16 protein-coding genes and 18 tRNA genes are annotated in these 20,957 nt (G+C 47.5%); 5 read left to right on the forward strand and 29 right to left on the reverse strand.

The genetic code is table 11. From position 1 onward, the window contains the following. Positions 1-34: 34 nt before the first annotated feature. From MKZ04_RS11465 to MKZ04_RS11475, 3 genes are read left to right on the forward strand one after another with little or no spacing between them, the layout of a single operon-like run. The gene (locus MKZ04_RS11465) at positions 35-1,078 is read left to right on the forward strand and encodes a cytochrome d ubiquinol oxidase subunit II (protein WP_025810962.1); all 1,044 of its coding nucleotides are present in this window, start codon (positions 35-37) and stop codon (positions 1,076-1,078) included. 44 nt (positions 1,079-1,122) lie between these two features. Beyond that, a complete protein-coding gene (locus tag MKZ04_RS11470; RefSeq protein ID WP_075212789.1) occupies positions 1,123-1,284 on the forward strand; it encodes a DUF1540 domain-containing protein in 162 nt (53 codons plus the stop codon). A 26-nt stretch (positions 1,285-1,310) separates the two neighbouring features. Beyond that, complete coding sequence (locus MKZ04_RS11475) at positions 1,311-1,502, forward strand: hypothetical protein (protein ID WP_020452690.1); 192 nt, start codon at positions 1,311-1,313, stop codon at positions 1,500-1,502. A 161-nt stretch (positions 1,503-1,663) separates the two neighbouring features. Here MKZ04_RS11475 and menC read toward each other — a convergent pair whose 3' ends face one another. The 6 genes from menC to MKZ04_RS11505 all read right to left on the reverse strand — a co-directional run bounded on the left by menC (position 1,664) and on the right by MKZ04_RS11505 (position 9,104). Further along, positions 1,664-2,773, reverse strand: a complete 1,110-nt coding sequence (menC, locus tag MKZ04_RS11480; protein ID WP_020452691.1) for an o-succinylbenzoate synthase — start codon at positions 2,771-2,773, stop codon at positions 1,664-1,666. 12 nt (positions 2,774-2,785) lie between these two features. Beyond that, positions 2,786-4,222, reverse strand: coding sequence for an o-succinylbenzoate--CoA ligase (locus tag MKZ04_RS11485; protein WP_025810961.1), 1,437 nt, complete (start codon positions 4,220-4,222; stop codon positions 2,786-2,788). Positions 4,223-4,299: 77 nt separating this feature from the next. Further along, positions 4,300-5,118, reverse strand: a complete 819-nt coding sequence (gene menB, locus MKZ04_RS11490; RefSeq protein ID WP_020452693.1) for a 1,4-dihydroxy-2-naphthoyl-CoA synthase — start codon at positions 5,116-5,118, stop codon at positions 4,300-4,302. A gap of 13 nt (positions 5,119-5,131) precedes the next feature. After that, on the reverse strand, positions 5,132-5,953 hold the full coding sequence (gene menH / locus MKZ04_RS11495) for a 2-succinyl-6-hydroxy-2,4-cyclohexadiene-1-carboxylate synthase (protein WP_025810960.1): 822 nt from the start codon (positions 5,951-5,953) through the stop codon (positions 5,132-5,134). Continuing rightward, the gene (gene menD, locus MKZ04_RS11500) at positions 5,941-7,683 is read right to left on the reverse strand and encodes a 2-succinyl-5-enolpyruvyl-6-hydroxy-3-cyclohexene-1-carboxylic-acid synthase (protein WP_020452695.1); all 1,743 of its coding nucleotides are present in this window, start codon (positions 7,681-7,683) and stop codon (positions 5,941-5,943) included. The genes menH and menD overlap by 13 nt, the downstream gene beginning before the upstream one ends. Beyond that, positions 7,680-9,104: an isochorismate synthase gene (locus MKZ04_RS11505; protein WP_020452696.1), complete on the reverse strand. Its 1,425-nt coding sequence runs from the start codon at positions 9,102-9,104 to the stop codon at positions 7,680-7,682. Before MKZ04_RS11505 ends, menD begins: the two co-directional genes overlap by 4 nt. Before the next feature lie 268 nt (positions 9,105-9,372). On the opposite strand from MKZ04_RS11505, the gene MKZ04_RS11510 reads away from it, so the two are divergent. Continuing rightward, positions 9,373-10,305, forward strand: coding sequence for a 1,4-dihydroxy-2-naphthoate polyprenyltransferase (locus tag MKZ04_RS11510; RefSeq protein ID WP_128823580.1), 933 nt, complete (start codon positions 9,373-9,375; stop codon positions 10,303-10,305). A gap of 107 nt (positions 10,306-10,412) precedes the next feature. Beyond that, the gene (locus MKZ04_RS11515) at positions 10,413-11,165 is read left to right on the forward strand and encodes a TraR/DksA C4-type zinc finger protein (RefSeq protein WP_023855810.1); all 753 of its coding nucleotides are present in this window, start codon (positions 10,413-10,415) and stop codon (positions 11,163-11,165) included. Positions 11,166-11,198: 33 nt separating this feature from the next. Here the strand turns inward: MKZ04_RS11515 and MKZ04_RS11520 are convergent, their stop codons facing one another. From MKZ04_RS11520 to MKZ04_RS11630, 23 genes are all read right to left on the reverse strand, one after another. Then, the gene (locus MKZ04_RS11520; protein WP_341045941.1) at positions 11,199-13,598 is read right to left on the reverse strand and encodes a glycogen/starch/alpha-glucan phosphorylase; all 2,400 of its coding nucleotides are present in this window, start codon (positions 13,596-13,598) and stop codon (positions 11,199-11,201) included. Next, complete coding sequence (gene glgA, locus MKZ04_RS11525) at positions 13,559-15,040, reverse strand: glycogen synthase GlgA (RefSeq protein ID WP_341045943.1); 1,482 nt, start codon at positions 15,038-15,040, stop codon at positions 13,559-13,561. The genes MKZ04_RS11520 and glgA overlap by 40 nt, the downstream gene beginning before the upstream one ends. Continuing rightward, a complete protein-coding gene (locus MKZ04_RS11530) occupies positions 15,037-16,065 on the reverse strand; it encodes a sugar phosphate nucleotidyltransferase (protein ID WP_341045945.1) in 1,029 nt (342 codons plus the stop codon). Before MKZ04_RS11530 ends, glgA begins: the two co-directional genes overlap by 4 nt. A 26-nt stretch (positions 16,066-16,091) precedes the next feature. After that, complete coding sequence (locus tag MKZ04_RS11535) at positions 16,092-17,231, reverse strand: glucose-1-phosphate adenylyltransferase (RefSeq protein WP_020452702.1); 1,140 nt, start codon at positions 17,229-17,231, stop codon at positions 16,092-16,094. Further along, positions 17,228-19,111, reverse strand: a complete 1,884-nt coding sequence (glgB, locus tag MKZ04_RS11540) for a 1,4-alpha-glucan branching enzyme (RefSeq protein WP_020452703.1) — start codon at positions 19,109-19,111, stop codon at positions 17,228-17,230. The genes MKZ04_RS11535 and glgB overlap by 4 nt, the downstream gene beginning before the upstream one ends. Before the next feature lie 184 nt (positions 19,112-19,295). After that, positions 19,296-19,367, reverse strand: a tRNA-Glu gene (locus tag MKZ04_RS11545). Positions 19,368-19,379: 12 nt separating this feature from the next. Continuing rightward, positions 19,380-19,470 (reverse strand) — tRNA-Ser (locus tag MKZ04_RS11550). Position 19,471: 1 nt separating this feature from the next. Then, a tRNA-Asn gene (locus MKZ04_RS11555) sits at positions 19,472-19,546 on the reverse strand. 6 nt (positions 19,547-19,552) lie between these two features. Further along, positions 19,553-19,629, reverse strand: a tRNA-Ile gene (locus tag MKZ04_RS11560). Between the two features lie 12 nt (positions 19,630-19,641). Then, a tRNA-Gly gene (locus MKZ04_RS11565) sits at positions 19,642-19,715 on the reverse strand. Between the two features lie 8 nt (positions 19,716-19,723). Further along, positions 19,724-19,799 (reverse strand) — tRNA-His (locus tag MKZ04_RS11570). 22 nt (positions 19,800-19,821) lie between these two features. After that, positions 19,822-19,897, reverse strand: a tRNA-Phe gene (locus MKZ04_RS11575). 10 nt (positions 19,898-19,907) lie between these two features. Beyond that, a tRNA-Asp gene (locus tag MKZ04_RS11580) sits at positions 19,908-19,984 on the reverse strand. A gap of 21 nt (positions 19,985-20,005) precedes the next feature. Further along, a tRNA-Met gene (locus tag MKZ04_RS11585) sits at positions 20,006-20,082 on the reverse strand. A 24-nt stretch (positions 20,083-20,106) separates the two neighbouring features. Further along, positions 20,107-20,199, reverse strand: a tRNA-Ser gene (locus MKZ04_RS11590). A gap of 7 nt (positions 20,200-20,206) precedes the next feature. Beyond that, a tRNA-Ile gene (locus MKZ04_RS11595) sits at positions 20,207-20,283 on the reverse strand. 5 nt (positions 20,284-20,288) lie between these two features. Further along, positions 20,289-20,362 (reverse strand) — tRNA-Met (locus MKZ04_RS11600). 25 nt (positions 20,363-20,387) lie between these two features. After that, a tRNA-Ala gene (locus MKZ04_RS11605) sits at positions 20,388-20,460 on the reverse strand. 6 nt (positions 20,461-20,466) lie between these two features. After that, a tRNA-Pro gene (locus MKZ04_RS11610) sits at positions 20,467-20,543 on the reverse strand. A gap of 8 nt (positions 20,544-20,551) precedes the next feature. Then, positions 20,552-20,628: transfer RNA gene (locus tag MKZ04_RS11615), tRNA-Arg, on the reverse strand. Positions 20,629-20,639: 11 nt separating this feature from the next. Beyond that, positions 20,640-20,711, reverse strand: a tRNA-Gly gene (locus MKZ04_RS11620). 15 nt (positions 20,712-20,726) lie between these two features. Beyond that, positions 20,727-20,811: transfer RNA gene (locus MKZ04_RS11625), tRNA-Leu, on the reverse strand. 7 nt (positions 20,812-20,818) lie between these two features. Further along, positions 20,819-20,894, reverse strand: a tRNA-Lys gene (locus tag MKZ04_RS11630). Between the last annotated feature and the right edge of the window lie 63 nt (positions 20,895-20,957).

A 20,957-nucleotide genomic window follows, 5' to 3' on the forward strand; every position in this document is an offset into this window, starting at 1 on the left:
CACAAAAAAACAGAAGGGAAGTCATATGATGCAACTGGATGGAACAACAGATGCCCTGCTGGCTATTTCGATCGTCTGGGGATTTATATTTATCTACGCTGTGATGGCGTCAATGGATTTTGGAGCGGGATTTTGGTCGATGATCTATATGAACAAAAAACAGCTGAAAGCAACCAATATTGCAAACCGCTACCTTTCCCCGACCTGGGAAGTGACCAATGTTTTCATCGTCGGAATCGTCGTGGCCCTTTTCAGCTTTTTCCCGGGCGGCACTTTTGTGCTGGGAACGGTGCTTTTGCTTCCCGGCAGCATTATTTTATTGCTTTTGGCGATTCGAAGCGGATTTTTGGTCTTTTCGCACGCTGCAAAAGATTATGAAAGGGCGTTGACTTACGTTTCAGGGATCAGCGGCTTTATCATTCCGGCTGTTTTAATCCTTGTCTTGCCCGTGACACACGGCAACTTCGTATATCAGGTAGACGGAAACCACCAATTGGATTTTATTAATTTGTTTTTAAGCCCTCATGCCTATTCTTTTATGGGCTTTGCCATTTTCAGCACGCTGTTTCTGTCTTCATTGCTGCTGGCTGATTTTTCAAATGTAGCCGGAGAAAAAGACGCGTATCAGGTCTACCGCCGAAACGCTTTAATCACCGGCCCGCTCGCTTTGCTTATGTCATTCAGCATCATGATGACCATGAGGACGGAAGCCCGCTGGCTTTATACAAAAATGATGGACGGGCTTCCGTGGCTGATTTTATCGTTTTTGCTGTTTCTCGTCGCATTTGCGGCTTTGTTTCTGCCAAACAGACATAACAGCGACCGGCAGGGAAAGCCTCGCCTCGCCGTCATCGCCATTACACTGCAGTATTTTACGGCGAGCTATGTGTACGGGAGAGCGCACCTTCCTTACATGGTCTATCCTGATGTCACGATTCAATCAGGCTTCACCGCGCCGGAGACATTCAGGGCGCTGTTCATCTCCTATATCGTCGGTTTTATTATTTTATTCCCCGGCTTTTATTATTTCTGGAAATTGTTCATGAAGGACAAGAGGTACATCAAACAGCATGAATAAGGTTAAGCTAAATGTGTACAACTTTTAAAGGGGGCCAATATGATATGGAACAAAAAATACTGTGTGAAGTCAGCAACTGCACCTATTGGGGCCAGGGAAACAAGTGTACAGCCGACGCCATTTATGTCGTCAGCCATGCTGAAGGTGAAAAAGCTTCTAATAGCAAAGAAACGGATTGTAAAACATTTAAACCTGAACATCATTAAAGCGGATGAATGAAGGAGGGACAGTCATGAATAAAGAGTCGCTGCTACAGGCTTTTTATCAGGAAATCCACGGGGCGGACGAAACCGCATTTCAAAAAGCCGCCTGCTCCTTCATGAACTTATGGGATTATGAATACGGATGTCTGGACGGGCTGCCGGATCAAGCGGACCGGCTGATCGGACAGATCGTACACGAAGATTTGCTTTTGGGCGATTAAAGGAAAGGGCTGTCATAAAGGCAGCTCTTTTCATATTTTTAAAAAAACCGGCTTGAAAGCCGGTCCAAACGAGAAGGGAATAATGTACAGCTTTACTATACATGAGAGGCCGTCCATTTAACAAAGCTTGAAAATCTGGAAATCAGCGTTTAAAACAGCCTTTACTGTTTGAAAACATCTATTTTAGATGAATTCTTTCTTAAAACATGAGTATCCACTTCAAAGCCCATTCCCGGTCGGCTTGGAACCTGAATATAGCCGCCTTCGATGCGGATTTCCGGTTTTACGATATCCTCTTCCCAATACCTTGAGGATGAAGAAAGATCCCCGGGAATCAAAAACTGCGGAAGAGAACTCAGCGCAAGATTGTGTGCTCTTGAAATACCGGTTTCAAACATGCCGCCGCACCAGACAGGCATTTGATGTTCTTTGCAGATGTCATGGATTTTCAGAGCTTCTGTCAAACCGCCGACTCGGGACGGCTTAATATTGATAATTTTGCAGCTGCCGAGCTCGATTGCCTTTCGCGCATCATCAGCAGAACGGATGCTTTCGTCAAGACAAATTGATGTTTTGATATGTTTTTGCAGATGGCGGTGGTCTACGATATCATCATCCGCCAAAGGCTGTTCGATCATCATTAATTTAAATGCGTCAAGCTCTTTAATCCGGCTGATGTCTTTTAATTCATAAGAAGAGTTGGCATCCGCCATCAGCGGCACCTTCGGAAAATGCCGGCGTATTTCCTTTAAAAGCTCTATATCCTGCCCCGGCTGAATTTTGATTTTTATTCTTTGATAACCTTCTTTTACATATTGTTCAATTTCCTCAAGCATATCATCCAATGGAGCAAGACCGACGACGACCCCGGCAGGAACTTCTGTTTTTACTCCGCCCAGCGCCTCTCTTAAAGAGATCCCTTTTTTCCTGGCGTAAATGTCCCAAAAGGCGGCTTCAAGGCCGGCCTTTGCCATTCTGTTGCCTTTGAATCCGCGAAGCGTCTCGGGCACTTCTGAAGGGTGTGTGAATGATTCGCGCAGCACAGCCGGAATCAAAAAATCTTTTAGCATGTGGTAACATGTCTCCGTTGTTTCTTCTGTGTACCACGGAGATGAAAAAGCGGATACTTCCCCCCAGCCTGTCACCCCTTCCCGGTCAGCAGCTTCTATGATGATAAACTTGCGATCCTGAAAGGTTTCCAAGCTTGATTTAAAAGGCTTTTTCAGCCGCATGCTGAGATGGTACAATGTCAGCTGTTTGATTTGAATCATGGCGCTCTCCTTCTACAATTGATGTCTCATCAGTTTATTCGAAGCATTTCTCGGCAGCTTGCCGACAAAATGAAAGGCTTTAGGCACTTTATAGGAAGCAAGCCGTTCTTTGCAAAAGTCGCTCAGCTCCTCTTCATCAACAGGGCTGGCGGCGACAAGATAGGCGTGGGGAACCTTTCCCCAAGTTTTGTCATCGACCCCTTTTACCCCCGCTTCCGCAACTTTGGGGTGTGACAGAAGAACGGCCTCGACTTCAGCCGGATAGATGTTTTCTCCCCCTGATATGATTAAGTCTGAACGCCTGTCCAGCACGTATAAAAATCCGTCAACGTCAAGATACCCGATATCACCGGTTTTAAACCAGCCATCATTGAATGAGGCTTTGTCTGCCGCCTCATTTTTTAAGTAGCCCTTCATAACGGTCGGCCCTTTTACGGTTATTTCTCCATGTTCTCCGGGTTGGCATTCCGTGCCGTTCTTTTCGATTTTAATGCTTGATGCAAACAGCGGCTTGCCGGCTGAACCGAGCTTTTCAATCGAGTATTCTGGGGCGAGGGTGGCAATCTGTGAGCACGTTTCAGTCATTCCGTATGACTGTACGACAGGCAGCCTCTTTCTTTTGCATTCCTCAAGGAGAGAAAGCGGAGCAGGCCCTCCGCCCAGTAACAGGCACCTTAATGATTCGGGGCAGCTGTCGACTTTTGCCGCAAGCCTTGACAGCATCGTCTGAACGACCGATGCAATCGTTACTTGATTGTCTTTGATCGAACGGAGAACTTCTTCCGCGTCAAACCTTTGATGTAAAACAACTGTCATTCCGTAAATGACCGATTTAAAAAGAGCCGATAAGCCGCTGATGTGGAAAAGCGGCAAGGCGATCAGCCAGCGATCGTGTTCTTGGAGCCCCAAATTCAAAGCGGATGAAACCGCGCTGAAATAATGGTTGGCAAATGTCTGCATAACCCCTTTCGGCCGTCCTGTCGTTCCGGACGTATACATAATTGTGGCTGCATCGTCCAAATGAATGCTCTCGATTTCCGTAACCGGAGGGCCGGCGGCGTTTTGAACGTCTTCAATGTCAACAGCGCGGGCCGGCTTGCCCTCTCTATGCTCTTCCAGGAAAGGCTGTTCTGTAAGCAATAGCTTTGCTTCCGAGTGTTCAATTTGATATGTTCGTTCGGCCATTGACAGCTTCGTATTCAGCAAAACGATGCGAACTCCGAGAATAAAACAGGCATGGACGGCGATAACCATCTCCAGCCGGTTGGTGAGAAGTACAGCCGCTGTATCCCCTTTCCTCAGACCAAAGCTCTTCAGCTGCCCGGCCGTTTTTTTTGCTTCATGAAACAATTGATTAAAAGTCAGCTTGTGATCCCCCTGAATCACAGCCATCCTGTCAGGAGTCAGCTCTGCTCGCTGTTTAAGCCAATTCGGATGGTCCATCAGCATATCATCATCTCCAAAAAATATCTTGAATGATAAAAGAAACAGCTCAGTCGCACTAAGCTGTTTCTCTCTTCCGTCTTTTAAGGAAAACGCGGGAACTGTCCGAAATCTGGACGGCGTTTTTCTTTAAACGCATCGCGGCCTTCTTTCGCTTCATCTGTTGTGTAATAAAGCAGTGTCGCATCTCCGGCAAACTGCTGGATGCCTGCAAGCCCGTCCGTGTCGGCATTAAAGGCCGCTTTAAGAAATCTGAGTGCTGTCGGGCTTTTCTCAAGCATTTCTTCACACCATTGAATCGTTTCTTCTTCAAGCTTTTCAAGCGGTACAACCGTATTGACAAGGCCCATTTCCTTAGCTTCCTGAGCGTTGTATTGACGGCACAGATACCAGATTTCACGCGCTTTTTTATGACCGACGATACGCGCCAGATAGCCTGATCCGTAGCCTGCATCAAAGCTGCCGACTTTCGGCCCTGTTTGTCCGAAAATTGCGTTGTCTGCAGCAATCGTCAAATCGCATACGATGTGGAGCACATGGCCGCCGCCGATCGCATAGCCTGACACCATCGCAACAACAGGCTTCGGAATGACGCGGATCAGCCGCTGAAGATCAAGAACGTTCAGACGTGGAATCTCGTCTTCGCCAACATAGCCGCCGTGTCCTCTTACCTTCTGGTCTCCTCCTGAACAAAACGCTTTATCGCCGGCCCCTGCAAGGATAATGACACCGATATTGGCGTCATCCCGCGCATATGCAAACGCATCGATCAGTTCCGAAACCGTTTTTGGACGAAATGCGTTATGTACCTCAGGGCGATTGATCGTGATTTTGGCGATGCCGTTATATGTTTCATATAATACATCTTCGTATTGACGTTCGCTTTTCCATTCTACAGTCATAGATGTGTACCTCCTATTTTAAAATAAATTCACTTACTATTTTACCAAAAAAATCGGGCTCTTCCACATGAACCGCATGACCGGTATGTTCAACAATCTCGAGACGGGCGGTTGGAATTCGCTTTGCCATGCTTTCATTGATCGCGATAAATTTCCGATCCAGGCTCCCCGCAATGAGAAGCACCGGATCATCGATTCCGCTCAATCTGTTCCACCAGGACGGCTGTGATCCGGTTCCCATTCCGATTAAGCTGCCTCGAAGCCCGACCGGATTGTTGTTCAGACGTTCTTCACGCACTTTTTTTCTTTTCGAAGGGTCCATTGACAGCTGGGATGCAAACAGCGGAATGCCTTCCCAATAATCTACGAAAGACTCGATTCCTTCTTCAAGTATCCGTCTGCTGAGCCGGCTGTCCTGCTCCCTGCGCATTTTTCTTTCTTCCGGCGAATCAAGCCCCGGAGAACTGCTTTCCAGCACAAGACCGGACACACGCTCCGGATGAATCATCGCCACTGATAAGGCAAGCCGGCCGCCCATTGAATAACCGATGAGGTAAGCCTGTTTCACATTTAACTGATCAAAAATCTCGATCAGATCGGCTGCCTGCTTCTCTGTTGTGTAGCGGCTGCTGTCTGCCGGCGAGTCTGTTCCGCCGTGTCCGAGCAGGTTCAGCTTGATCAGACGCAGCCCCTGAAAATAGCCGTCTATCCCGTCCCATGTTGCCGCACTTCCTGTAAAGCCATGCAAAAACACCGCCGTTTTTTCCGCAGACAGGCCATTGTCTTCTATTTTATAGGAAACGCCGTCTTTCAGTGTTAATTTCAAAACGGCCACTCTTTTCTTATTTCATACATTGCGGAATCAAGCATTCGGCGATGCTGCTCTACACGATCATCGCGCTTCGTTTTCACCTCAATGATATCCAAGCCGCGGCGGTTGACGGAGGACAAATACGCATCGGCAAAATGAGCGGATGACTCAGGGCATACATAGCGTCCCCCATACAGCTTGGCGGCATGCTCGAATTCGAGCCCCGTCGGCGTTCCGAACAAGAGCTCGAAGTACCTTTCTTCAGCAGATTGGGGAAGAAATGAGAAAATGCCGCCGCCGTCATTGTTGACGAGAACGACAGTCAGCGGAATGTCGAGCGTTTTGCTGACAAGAAGGCCGTTTAAATCGTGATAAAAAGACAGATCGCCGATGACAAGAGTTACCGGTTCTTTCGTTGCGGCATATATGCCCAGCGCAGTCGAGACAACGCCGTCAATCCCGTTTGCCCCTCTATTGGCGAAAATCCGAAATGATCGCTCCTGATTTTCAAAAAATGTATCCGCATCGCGGATCGGCATGCTGTTACCGACAAACAGGGAACTGTTTTCCGGAATCAAATGCTGCAGGTTCCGGTAGATATTTCCTTCAAAGGTAAGATCCTCAGCTTCAAGATTTCTTAAAAGAGCTCGGAAGCGGCTGTTGGCAAACCGCCATTTCTCCAGCCAGCTGTCTGATCTTTTTTCTGAATGGACAGCGGAAGCCACAGCAGCCGCAATCTCTTCTTCCGCGCAATGCAGCATATGTGCACTGAGCTGAGTCGGATCGCGCCACCCTCCATCTGGGTCAACAACGATTTGCCTGATGCTCGGATTTTGCTTTAGCAGCTGAAAAAGCGGCTTTGAAACCGGCATCGCGCCGAAGCGGATGACTAGCTCAGGCATGAGCTCCCGTTTCAGCTGTTCTTCTTTCAATAATGAATCGTATCCATCGATGATGGTTTCTTTTGAATGGCTGCCGTTTCTCAAGTTTGAAAGCGGGTCAGCCAAAATCGGATATCCCGCTGCCTGAGAGAGAGATACAATATGTGCTTTGGCGTTATCATCTTGCAGCTCTCCGCAGACGATCATGCCTTTTTCCGTCTCTTTGATCAGAGCGCTCAGCGCTTCAAGCTGATGCCGGTCAGCGCGAAAGCGGCCGCTTTCAACCGCCACATGACTGCCGTTTCTCAACCTTTGAAACGGTTCATCCTCAAGGTTCGGCATGAGCGGCTCTCTCAGCGGAAAGTTGATATGCACGGGGCCGCGCGGCGCTTTTTTGGCTTCTCCGGCTGCGCGTGCTGCCAAAGAACGGATGTACGCCAGCATTTCGGGATGACTGTCAGGCAAAGCCGAGTCTGTGAAAAACTTAACAAAGTTTCCGAATAAGAATTGCTGATCAATCGCCTGAGGTGCTCCTACTTCTCTCAGTTCATGCGGCCGATCAGCCGTTAAGATGATAAGCGGTATTCTTGAATAATGAGCTTCGATCACAGCCGGGTAGAAATTCGCCGCAGCTGTTCCGGATGTACAGATCAATGCGACAGGCTTCCGCATAGCTTTTGCCATGCCCATTGCAAAAAACGCAGCGGATCTTTCATCCACATGAATATGAACATTGATGTCCGGATGACTCGCGGCCAAAATCGCAAGGGGCGTCGATCTTGATCCCGGGCAGATGACCGCTTCTGTCACGCCTGCAAGAGAAAGCTCATCAATAAAATTCCCTATATATTTTGTAATTGGATTTTCAGTCAACGGATATCGCCTCCAAGTGCAGACAGCATCGGCTTCATCTTAATTTGCGTTTCTTCGTATTCCATATGAGGATCGGAATCAGCCACAACCCCGCAGCCGGCAAAAATTCTGGCCTCTTTTGAATCGATAAGTCCTGACCTGATCGCCACCGCAAATTCCCCATTGCCGGACATGTCGATCCAGCCCGCCGGTGCCGCATACCAGCCCCTTGACATCGGCTCCAACACTCTGATGACCTCAATCGCTTTTTGCTGAGGCGCTCCTCCAAGTGCAGGAGTTGGATGAAGCTTCTCGATTAAATCAAAAAGCGAGGACTCCGCATTCATTTTGCCGACAATCGGCGTATACAAATGCTGCACATTTTTTGTTTTGTACAGTCCCGGCTTGGCCGGCTTTTTGATATTGCTGCAATTTGACAATAGCGCCTGATGAATCATATTGACGACAATGTCGTGTTCGATAAGGTTTTTTTCATCGTTTAACAGCTCAAGACCGAGCATCCGGTCCTCCTGCTCACTTTCGCCTCTCTTGATTGAACCGGCAAGGCAGGTCGACAGCACGTTGTCTCCGTCTTTTTTGACCAGTCGTTCAGGTGACGCGCCGACAAAACTTTTGCCGTTTTCTTCAATAGCGAATATATAGCTCGTTTTTTGTTCAGACATCAGATTGAATAATACTCTGTGAAGTTCGACTGGCTGGTCGAACGTTAAAAGGATCTCTCTGGCGAGCACAACTTTATCGTACTTCCCGTTTTTAATGTCGTCAGTCGCCCGCCGGACCGCTTCAAGCCATTCAGGAACATCAAGCTCCTCCTTGGCGGTAAATCGCGCATGACCGTTTTCGGGATAACGGGAAGCGTCCGCCTTGATCAGCTGTGAAGCAGCGCCCTTTATTTCTTCAAGTACTTTGCGCACATTCTCTTCAGGAGCCTTCCATCTATTGACCGTAATGAACGTTTCCTCTCCGTCCTGTGTCAGCATAGCGGTAGGAATAAAAAAAGCGCCTTCCTGGTAGCCGTTCCAATGCTGCTTGCGATCTTCCAGCGGATCAAATGAAAAACCGCCAAACAGCAATGGCCCCACCGCTGCCTGACTCGTGCATTGATCTTCGTGGAAGTGAAAGGTTTTCTCTTTTAAGCGCTCCCATTTTTCATGTACAGCCTGATAACGTCCGGCATCCTTCAGGTCTGTGGAAACCGAAATTTCCTTTCCCAATCCGACAAGCGTCAGTCCGCCGTCAGGATCAGACCAGAAGAACCGTTTCCCGGCAAATTGTTCTTCCCCATTTATGAAAAAGGAAAGAGCATCTATGCTCTCAATTTTTCTGGAATAACTTATTAAAACAGCATGGTTGACTTTTTTGACGATGTTTAATGCTTCAGGCGCTTCCCTTAGGAAAGTGCGCTGCACTGTTGTCACCATGATACATTCCTCCAAAATCCGTAAAATGCTTTTATAACCATACACCTGTGAACGGTATGTGTCAACAAAACGACACTTTATTAACAACTGCCCTTACCTATTATAAACGTAATCGGCCGATTGAAAAAGACAAGGTCATTTAATATTTTTGAATTGCTGGACGGCCGCTTTTTTTCTAACAATATCACCCATTATATTGACACCTTTTTTAACTTTTTCTAAACTTAGTATGGACGTGTACGTATTAAAACTAAAGGAGTCATACTATATGCAGCATCAATCACTTTCAGGGAGTGTTTCTGAAATAAAGCCGGAAAAATGGCGCGTATGGTGGATGTTAACAAGACCCCATACACTGACAGCAGCCTTTGTCCCTGTAACGCTCGGGACCGTAATGTCCCTTGAATCGGGAAAAATTGATATCTGGCTGTTTTTAGCTATGCTGGCCGCATCAATATTAATTCAAATCGGAACGAACTTATTCAATGAGTATTTTGATTTTGTACGAGGACTTGATAATGAAAACTCGGTCGGCATCGGCGGTGCTATCGTCCGCTATGGAATGAAGCCAAAGACGGTATTATACCTGGCATACGGACTGTTTGGAGCAGCCGTTTTACTCGGCCTGTACATCTGCGCTTCTTCAAGCTGGTGGCTTGCGTTGATCGGATTGATATGCATGGCCGTCGGCTATCTTTATACGGGCGGACCGTTTCCAATCTCCTATACGCCGTTCGGTGAAATTATGTCGGGCGTTTTTATGGGAATGGTCATCATTCTGATTTCATATTATATTCAGACTGGCGGGTTGACTTGGAACGTCTTTCTGATCTCCCTTCCGATTACGATTTTAGTCGGAGGCATCAATCTTTCCAATAATATCCGCGATATGGTCGGAGATAAAGAAAACGGAAGGAAGACGCTGCCGATTTTGGCTGGAAGAAAAAATGCCGTGCAGATTTTGAGCTGGGTTTTTGCTGTTTCCTATATATTGATCGGTATATACATCGGCTTTGAGATCGTTTCTCTGTGGAGCTGCATTGTTCTATTAAGCCTGCCGAAGCCGATTAAAGCCATCCAGGAGTTCAAGGAAAAAGAAAAACCGGCGGATCTGATGGTCGCCATGAAATCAACGGCGCAGACGAACACCTTTTTCGGCCTTTTGCTCGCCATTGCCCTGCTCATTCAGTATATTTTTTAAAAAAGGAGCCTTTATGGCTCTTTTTTTTGCTTTTATTTACAAGAAAGTTCTGTTTGAATTCGTTCATACTAAAAACGCGAGCACTTTAAAGAAACGAGGCGATGCATGTGCTAACAAAAGAACAGTTGACAAAACTCGAAAATGAACTGAAAGCCGGGAAAGAACAGATCGTCAGCCGCTTTAAAGAAAACGGACATTTTGGCATCGATGTGACGCATCCGTTCAACTCGACGGGCGATCTTTCGGCTTATGACAACCATCCAGGAGATGAAGGTACAGAACTGTACGAACGCGAAAAAGATCTTGCTCTTTTTGAACATGAAAGAGAGCATTTGCACGATATCGAACATGCTCTGGCTTTGATCGAAAAAGGAACATACGGCCGCTGTGAGGTATGCGGAAAGGATATCCCGTATGAAAGGCTGTCCGTACTGCCAACCGCAACGACATGCAGCGAACATTCGTCAACCGTCTCCGTTTCAAAAGACCGTCCGATTGAAGAAGAAGTGCTGAACCCCCCGTTCGGACATTTTGAAAAAGACGAAGACGACGAAAACGTCGCATACGATTCAGAAGACGCTTACCAGGACGTCGAACGCTACGGCAATTCTGAAACACCTCAGGATCTGGCCGTTCCGCCGCTTTCATACAGCCAGATGTACATGGAATATGAAGAGCCGCTCGGATATGTCGAAGATTACGAAAACTATGCCGCAACAGACATTACCGGAAAAGAAGTAACCGTCTACCCGACGAAAGAACACGAAAAATATGAAGACCTTCTTGATGAAGAAGGCATCATGACCTCTTTCGGTGATCTCCCGGCTTATGAAAAGGATCCTTATACTGAAGAAGACTAAGCCCCGCGGGTCAGGGGCTTAGCGTTTTTAAATTCAGCGGTGATACGGCTCAATTTCCCAAATGTCTTCCGCATACTCCCTGATCGTGCGGTCACTTGAAAAATATCCGGCATGCGCGATGTTTGTGACGGCTTTTTCGGCCCAAAGACGCTTATTCAAGTAGTCTTTTTGAATCCGTTCCTGTGCTTCAATATAAGAAGCAAAATCTTTTAAAACAAAGTATTCATCATTATAAGCGATCAGCGAGTCATAAATCGGCTCAAATTCGCCGGCTTCCCCTTCGAAAAAACCATTGATCAGCTGATCGGCCGTCTGTCTGATCCTTGCATCATGCTGATAGTATTCCCTTGACAGATAGCCGCCTTTTTCAGTGTAGTTCAGCACTTCATCCGCCTTTAAACCGAACGTGTAAATACACTCGGGCCCCACCCTCTCAAGCATTTCAATATTGGCGCCGTCATGCGTGCCGATCGTCAAAGCCCCATTGATCATGAACTTCATGTTTCCTGTACCGGAGGCTTCTTTGCTTGCCGCAGATATTTGCTCGCTGACATCTGACGCCGGAAAGATACGCTCGGCGGTTGATACCCGGTAATTTTCCAGAAAGATGACATTGATCGATTGTCTGACATCCGGATCATGATTGATTTTATCTGCGACTGAATGGATCAGTTTAATGACCTTTTTGGCATAATGATAAGTCGGCGATGCTTTTGCCCCGAAAATAAATGTTTGCGGATAAATGGCAAAGCCTTTGTCTTCCTTCAGCCTGTTGTACAAATACATGATATGGAGCACATTTAAAAGCTGGCGCTTATAAGCGTGGAGACGCTTGACTTGAACATCGAAGATGCTGTCAGGATTAATGGCGAATCCGATGCTGCCTTTCATCATGTCTGCCAAAAGCTGCTTTCGTTCCCTTTTGATGCGCTGAAATGCTTCAAGAAACGCGGAATCGTGCACAAACGGACGAAGATCCAAGAGGCTTTCCGGTTCTTTCAGCCACCTGTCTCCTATCGCTTCAGTTATCAGGTTCGCCAGCGGCGGATTTGCCTTTAACAGCCACCTTCTATGTGAGATGCCATTCGTTTTATTATTGAATTTAAAAGGGAATACAGAATAAAAGTCGTTCATTTCCCGCTCTTTTAATATGGTTGAATGAATGTTGGCTACGCCGTTAACACTGTAGCTTCCGACGATCGCCAGATGGGCCATTTTCACTTCGCCGTGGGCGATGACGGCTAGCTTTTCGATCCTTCCCCATTCACCCGGGTATTTTTCCCACAGCCAGCCGCAAAACCGCTCATTGATCTCCTCAATGATCATAAAAATTCTCGGCAGAAGCGGTTGAATTAAATCGATCCTCCATTTTTCCAGCGCTTCGGCAAGCGTCGTATGATTCGTATATGAAATCGTATGTACGGTAACATGCCACGCTTCATCCCACGTCATTTTTTCTTCATCAAGCAAAATTCTCATCAATTCCGGCACAGCCAGAGCGGGGTGGGTGTCATTGATATGGATCGCAACTTTTTGATGAAAATCATGGAGTGACGGGTGATTTTTCTTATAGCATTTCACAATGCTTTGCAGGCTTGCCGATACTAAAAAATATTGCTGTTTCAAACGGAGAATCTTGCCTTCGTCATGCGTGTCATCCGGATACAGGCATTCAGATACAGCTTCTGTCTCGCGCTTATACTTCAAAATATTCGGTTCATGATGGAGCGAGCAAGGCTCCGCATTCCACAGCCGGAGGGTATTGACCGTCTCGGTCTCATAGCCGATGATCGGAATCTCGTAAGGCACGGCTGTCATCACTTCCGCTTCTTCCTGCCAAAAGCGGAGGCGCCCTCCTTCCTGCGCCATCTTGACCCGCCCGCCGAAACGAACACAAACAGCCTGATCGGCGTTGCGGATTTCCCAGACGTACCCATGTTTGAGCCATTGTTCAGGCAGTTCGACTTGATGACCGTCAACGATTTTTTGTTCGAAAAAGCCATGCTTGTAGCGAATCCCCATCCCATGCCCGGGAAGGTCGAGCGAAGCCAGTGAATCCAAAAAGCACGCCGCGAGCCTGCCCAATCCGCCATTGCCAAGGCCTGCATCCATTTCGGCCTCTTCGATGTCTTCAAGACAAATGCCAAGCTCGGAAAGACCTTCTTGGACAACTTCACGGACGTCGAGGTTGAGCAGGTTTTGGCCGAGCAGTCTGCCCAGAAGAAATTCAATCGATAAATAATAGGTCTGTTTATTTTGGTTGGAGCGGCTCCTTTCATTGGTCCTGATCCAGTTTGCGCTGATATGTTCCCTGACCATGATGCCGAGCGTCTGATACTGGTCAAGCGTAGAAGAGTCCCGAAAGCTTTTTCCGCACAACCGTTCAAGACGCTTCAAAAAGCATTGTTTAAAGCTTTCTTTACACGAGAACATGGCGCTTCCCCCTTTATCTCCCGGCTGTATAACTGCTGATACTGACGGGCTGACAAAGCCCAGCTGACATCATGTGTCATGGCTTTTTGAACGATGCTGCCCCATTCTTCTTTCCGGTGATATATAGACAGTGCTCTTTTAATCGTATACTTCATATCATGGGCGTTAAAATGGGCGAACGTAAAACCGTTGCCTTCACCGTTTGTTTCCTGGTAAGCGGTCACTGTATCGTGAAGCCCGCCTGTTTCCCTGACAACCGGAACCGCTCCGTATCTAAGGGCAATCAGCTGCCCAAGACCGCACGGCTCGAATTTTGAAGGCATCAGGAAAAGATCGCTGCCGGCATAAATCTTGCGGCTGAGCGGTTCATGAAAACCGATATACGCCTTGCACCGCTCCGGAAAAGCCTGCTCCATATAGCGAAAATAATTTTCATATTCCGTTTCTCCGGTTCCTAAAACGAGCAGCTGCATGTCTTCTTCTTGAAACAGTTCGTGCAATACCCGCTTGATCAAATCGATGCCTTTTTGCTTCGTCAGCCTTGTCACCATGCTGATGAGCGGAATGTCTTCATTCACCGGCAGACCGAATGTCTTCTGGATCACAGCTTTATTTTTCCGTTTTCCGTCACGGTTGACGGCATCGTAATGATAATCGATGTGAGGATCATTTAAAGGGTCGTACAGCTCATCATCAATCCCGTTTAAAATGCCGGTCAGCACATCCTTCTTGTCTGCCAGCACCCCTTCAAGCCGCTCGCCGTAGTATGGAGTCAAAATTTCATTGCTGTACGTCGGACTGACCGTTGTCACCTGATCAGCGGCAATAATGCCGCCTTTCATATAATTGATGTGTCCATAAAACTCGAGCTTTTCCGTTGTGAAGTGGGAAATGTCAAGGCCGAGCAAGTCATGGACCGCTTCCTTCGGAAAAATTCCCTGAAATTGAAGGTTATGAATGGTGAATACGCTTTTCATGCGCTGATAGAACGGTTTTTTTTGATATTCCTCTTTTAATAAATAATTGATCATCCCTGCGTGCCAATCATGGGTATGGATGACATCAGCATCAAAATTCAGCGCGTATAATGCTTCCAAAACGGCCCGCGAGAAAAAAGCAAACCGTTCTCCATCATCATAATGGCCGTAGAGGGAATCCCGGTTAAAATAATACTCATGATCTAGAAAATAATAAGAAATTCCGTCATGTTCAAGGTGTTCAATGCCGCAAAACTGCCTGCGCCACCCGACGCGAACTTCGCATTCAGCCGTTTTAACCATCCTTCTTCTGAAATCTTCCGCAATCAAGCTGTATTTCGGCATCATGACAGCCGTTTCTATTCCTAAAAGGGCGAGTTCTTTCGGGAGCGCACCGGCGACATCGGCGAGCCCGCCTGATTTAACAAACGGCACACATTCAGAGACAGCGAATAAGACTTTCAAGAGTTCATCAGCGCTCCTTGTACGGCTCCTTTTTTTATGATGAAAGGGAGGCTCATAGTGCCGGACATTTCGATATGATGGCCGACTTTGACATCCTTGTCGCAGATGACGTGCTCCAGCCGGCAGTTTTCTCCAATCCTTGTTTTTTGCATAATCACGCTGTTTTTAATGGTCGTTCCTTTTCCTACGTGAACTCCTCTGAACAAGACCGAATTTTCAACCTCGCCTTCGATGACGCAGCCGTTAGCGATAATCGATTGCTTTACCCTGCTGTTTTTAGCGTATTTTACTGGAGGATCGTTTTTTATTTTTGTGTAGACAGGCTGGCTCATATGAAAGACTTGCTCCCGAAACACAGGCTGGATGAGGTTCAAACTATGAAAAAGGTAGCTTTCAGGAGAGTCGATCACGGCGGTATACCCCGAATGCTCATAGCTGTTGACGGATAGCGAACCACGCTCTTTCCGGCAGACTTCCTCAAAAGATTGCGCTCCTCCGGCGCAATGCCCTTCAACCATCTCTCTCAACAGACTTTTTTTCGTGACATACAAACCTAAAGGTTTTCCTTCTTGACAAACTTCAGTCAGATCACACCCGGATTCAAGGTGCTGTTTGAGCACTTCTTGAAAAGGAATGTGGCAGACCGTATAGCTGTTTGCCACAGCAGCATATGGCTGAGTACTTCTTTGAAAATAATCGAGATGCTCGGCAAATTGCCGAAACGAACCAAGCCCGACATGCTCGTCATGGGGAATCGAAGACGGAAGAAAGAAAAGACCGTCCCTTTTCCTGTTTAAATCCCACTCTTTTCCCGATCCTAAATGATCCATCAAGGAACGGTACGGAGACTTGGAAAATACAGCGACACTCCGAATGCCTGCATGAACCATTCCTGACAATGCAAAATCGATCAGCCGGTACCTTCCTGCAAATGGAACGGCTCCGATCGAACGTCCGGCCGTTAAATCCTGAAGAGAGTGCTGGTTGACAGCTGCATCAATAATTCCCAGCATTTGTTTATTCATTGGCACCATCCGCCTCTCCGTGTTGTTTAAACAACCTTATGTTTTTTGACATATTCCTCTGTGATCAGCAGGACTTCGCCATCTTCCGCCTTCGCGTGAAAACCGTCCGGAATTCGAATTCCTGCCGATACAATAGCATTTTCGATCTCAACATGCTCTCCAATAGAAACGTCATGCATCACGACTGAACGTTTGATTGCGGAATGTCTGCCGATTGCAACGCGCTGAAAGATAACCGAACGGGTGACAGCCCCATATACGGCGCACCCTTCGCTGATGAGCGATTCTTTGATGTCCGCCTGCTCGGCAACAAACTGCGGCGGTAGGTTCGGGGCGACGGAATAAATCCGCCAGTTCCGTTCGAACAGGTCAAGTGGAGGATGATCTCCAAGCAGATCCATATTAGCTTCCCATAAACTTCTGACCGTACCGACATCCTTCCAGTACCCTTTAAACGGATAAGCGTTCAGCTGCTTCTTTTCCTCGAGAAGAGCCGGTATGATATCTTTACCGAAATCGTGGCTTGAGCCGGATTTTTTTTCATCGCGTTCAAGCGCCTCTTCAAGCACGCTCCATTTGAAAACGTAGACACCCATCGATGCCAAGTTGCTCTTCGGGTATTTCGGCTTTTCCTCAAAGCTTGTAATCTCCATCTTGTCATTCGTATGAAGGATACCGAAACGGCCGGCTTCTGCCCAGCTCACTTCGATGACGGCAATGGTGGCGTCAGCCTGTTTCTCCACGTGGTATTCGAGCATTTTTCCGTAATCCATTTTGTAGATATGATCTCCTGATAGGATGAGTACATGTTCAGGCTGAAGCTCTTTTAAAAAATGGCGGTTTTCATAAATCGCGCTTGCCGTTCCTTTGTACCACTTCACTTCTGACGCTTCTGCATAAGGGGACAAAATGGAGACCCCGCCGTCATTGCGGTCAAGATCCCATGGCTCGCCGATGCCGATATATGAGTTTAATAAAAGCGGTTGGTATTGAGTCAGCACACCGACATGATGAATTCCCGAGTTGGCGCAGTTGCTGAGGGCAAAATCGATGATTCTGTACTTGCCGCCAAATGGAACGGCCGGTTTTGCGAGGTTTTTCGTTAAGGCATTCAGCCTGCTTCCCTTGCCGCCAGCCAAAAGCATAGCCACACATTGTTCTTTCATCCCTTTTTCGCTCCTCTCTTTTTGACTGCTCTGAAAACCGCAGCTCCCAGCGGAGGGACTGTCATGCTGATGCTGTATGGTTTGCCATGCAGAACGCCTGCTTTTGCTTGAAGGCGTTTCGGGTTGATTTGGTGTGAACCTCCGTATTTTGCATCATCGCTGTTAAGCACTTCGATATATCCGGTTTGAAAAGGGACGCCGACCTGATATTCGTGATAAACGGAAGGCGTAAAATTGCAGACGATAATCAACGCTTCACCGGGCTGTTTTCCATAGCGGATAAACGATACAATCGACTGTTCCGCATTGTTGACGTCAATCCACTCGAATCCTTGCTGCCGATGATCATTTTCATACAGAATACGGCTTTTTTTGTAGAGGTGAAGAGCCTCCTTTGTAAACATCCGGGCCTTGCGGTGCATGTCAAAATCGTCCAAGAACCAATCGAGCTCTTCTTCGTCTTTCCATTCATCAAATTGAGCAAACTCACCGCCCATAAAGAGAAGTTTTTTTCCCGGGTGCAGCGTAAAATAACTGATCAGCAGGCGGTACTGGGCGAATTTCTGCCAGTAATCGCCGGGCATCTTATGAAGCAGAGACTTTTTGCCGTATACCACTTCATCATGGGAGAACGGCAGGATGTAATTTTCTGAGTAGGCATACATTAAGGAGAATGAAACAAGATGATGCAGGTGTTTTCTTTGTTCTGGGGAAGCTTCCATATAGGTTAATACATCGTTCATCCAACCCATATTCCACTTATAATTAAACCCGAGACCGCCTGCATAGGTCGGATGCGTCACAAGCGGCCAGTCTGTGGAGTCCTCAGCAATCATTAAAAAGTGGGGATCTTTTGCAAAAACCTGTTCATTTAAAGTTTGAATAAATTCGACGGCAAAGCCGTTCGCTTCAGCCTGAGGACGGTTTGGCCAATACAGGAGGTTTGCAACTGCATCGACTCGAAATCCATCTATGTGATACATCTCGATCCAATACAACGCATTCGAGATTAAAAAACTGCGAACTTCTCGTTTTCCGAGGTCAAAATTGGCGGTCCCCCATTCCCAATTTTCCCTGTCATGCTCATGTGAATATTCATACAGCGGCATACCGTCAAACAAATACAAGCCGTGGTCATCTTTGCAGAAATGGCCGGGAACCCAATCCATAATGACGCCGATTTCATGCTGATGGCACTGGTCGATAAAATACATCAAGTCATGCGGTTCGCCATATCTGCTCGTCGGACTGTAGTACCCCGTTGTCTGATAGCCCCATGAACGGTCAAACGGGTGCTCTGTCAACGGCATCAGCTCGATATGTGTGAATCCGTGTTCTTTAACGTAAGGAATGACTGTTTCGCTCAGTTCCCGGTATGTGAAAAAACGCCCATCCGCTTTCTTTTTCCACGAACCGACATGAAGCTCGTAGATGGAAATCGGTTTTTCATATACGTTTTTTTGTTTCTTTTTCTTTTGCCACTTTCGGTCGCCCCATGGGTATCCGGCCAATTGATAAGTGATCGATGCCGTTTTCGGCCTGACTTCAGAAAAAAAAGCATAGGGATCGGCCTTCAATTTTGTTTCATTTGCGGCTGTGATCATTTCATATTTATACAGCTCCCCTTCTCCGATGCCGGGGATAAACAGTTCCCATATGCCTTCCTGATGACGCTTCTCCATTTGATGCCGGGCACCGGACCAGCCGTTAAACGTTCCGGCGATTCGAACTTCCTTCGCATGAGGGGCCCAAACACAGAAGCGAAAACCTTGGCGACCGTCCTGTTCCATTTGATGAGCGCCGAAAAATCTGTAGCATTCATAAAGCCGACCGTCATGAAAGAGATGCGCTTTAATATCCGAGGCACTCACACCAGCCATTGATTTCATCCTTTCTGCCACTATATTTAAAGATTACTCTTTTATTCGCATAATATGGCTTGATCCCTTTCATGAAAGCGCTTCTTTTTATTGACAAAGTTCAACAATATCCTTTTTGAACATTGACTGAAGTCATACAGGCATAAAAAAACTCCGCATCATAATGATGCAGAGTTTAACATGATGACCCGTACGGGATTCGAACCCGTGTTACCGCCGTGAAAGGGCGGTGTCTTAACCACTTGACCAACGGGCCTTATTAAAAAAATGGCGGAGAAGGAGGGATTTGAACCCTCGCGCCGCTTACGCGACCTACACCCTTAGCAGGGGCGCCTCTTCAGCCACTTGAGTACTTCTCCATGGCTCCGCAGGCAGGATTCGAACCTGCGACCGATCGGTTAACAGCCGATAGCTCTACCACTGAGCTACTGCGGAATATCATGGTGGGCCTGAATGGACTCGAACCATCGACCTCACGCTTATCAGGCGTGCGCTCTAACCAGCTGAGCTACAGGCCCATGATATGCAAATGGAGCGGGTGATGGGAATCGAACCCACGACATCAGCTTGGAAGGCTGAGGTTTTACCACTAAACTACACCCGCATTTCGCATGGGGCGGTTGATGGGAATCGAACCCACGAATGCCAGAGCCACAATCTGGTGCGTTAACCACTTCGCCACAACCGCCGCAATATATAAAATTGTAAAATGGTGGCTCGGGACGGAATCGAACCGCCGACACACGGATTTTCAGTCCGTTGCTCTACCAACTGAGCTACCGAGCCTTTATTTAAATGGCGGTCCGGACGGGACTCGAACCCGCGACCTCCTGCGTGACAGGCAGGCATTCTAACCAACTGAACTACCGGACCATTTTGGCAATGAATTTAATTTGGTTGCGGGGGCAGGATTTGAACCTGCGACCTTCGGGTTATGAGCCCGACGAGCTACCGAACTGCTCCACCCCGCGATGATCAAAACAATAATAGATATATGGCGGAGGAAGAGGGATTCGAACCCCCGCGGGCTTTGACACCCCTGTCGGTTTTCAAGACCGATCCCTTCAGCCAGACTTGGGTATTCCTCCGTAACAATGGTGGACCTTGTAGGACTCGAACCTACGACCGGACGGTTATGAGCCGTCTGCTCTAACCAACTGAGCTAAAGGTCCTTTAATAGCGGCGGAGGGAATCGAACCCCCGACCTCACGGGTATGAACCGTACGCTCTAGCCAGCTGAGCTACACCGCCATGGTGAATATTAAAGATAACAAAGTGGAGCCTAGCGGGATCGAACCGCTGACCTCCTGCGTGCAAAGCAGGCGCTCTCCCAGCTGAGCTAAGGCCCCAAATAATGGTCGGGAAGACAGGATTCGAACCTGCGACCCCATGGTCCCAAACCATGTGCTCTACCAAGCTGAGCTACTTCCCGTTATATAATGGCGCGCCCGAGAGGAGTCGAACCCCTAACCTTTTGATCCGTAGTCAAACGCTCTATCCAATTGAGCTACGGGCGCATAGATGATCAAGCGGAAGACGGGATTCGAACCCGCGACCCCCACCTTGGCAAGGTGGTGTTCTACCACTGAACTACTTCCGCAAAATAGATTGGCAATGCGGATGAAGGGACTTGAACCCCCACGTCTTTAAAAGACACTAGAGCCTGATTCTAGCGCGTCTGCCAATTCCGCCACATCCGCATGAAAATGGTGAGCCATGAAGGACTCGAACCTTCGACCCTCTGATTAAAAGTCAGATGCTCTACCAACTGAGCTAATGGCTCCAATACTGCAATGAAAGCTGAAGACTTTTTCGAAAGCTATCTGTCTTTTTTCAGCAACTTTTA

It is taken from the genome of Bacillus sp. FSL W7-1354, from assembly GCF_038002405.1.
GTDB lineage: Bacteria > Bacillota > Bacilli > Bacillales > Bacillaceae > Bacillus > Bacillus paralicheniformis.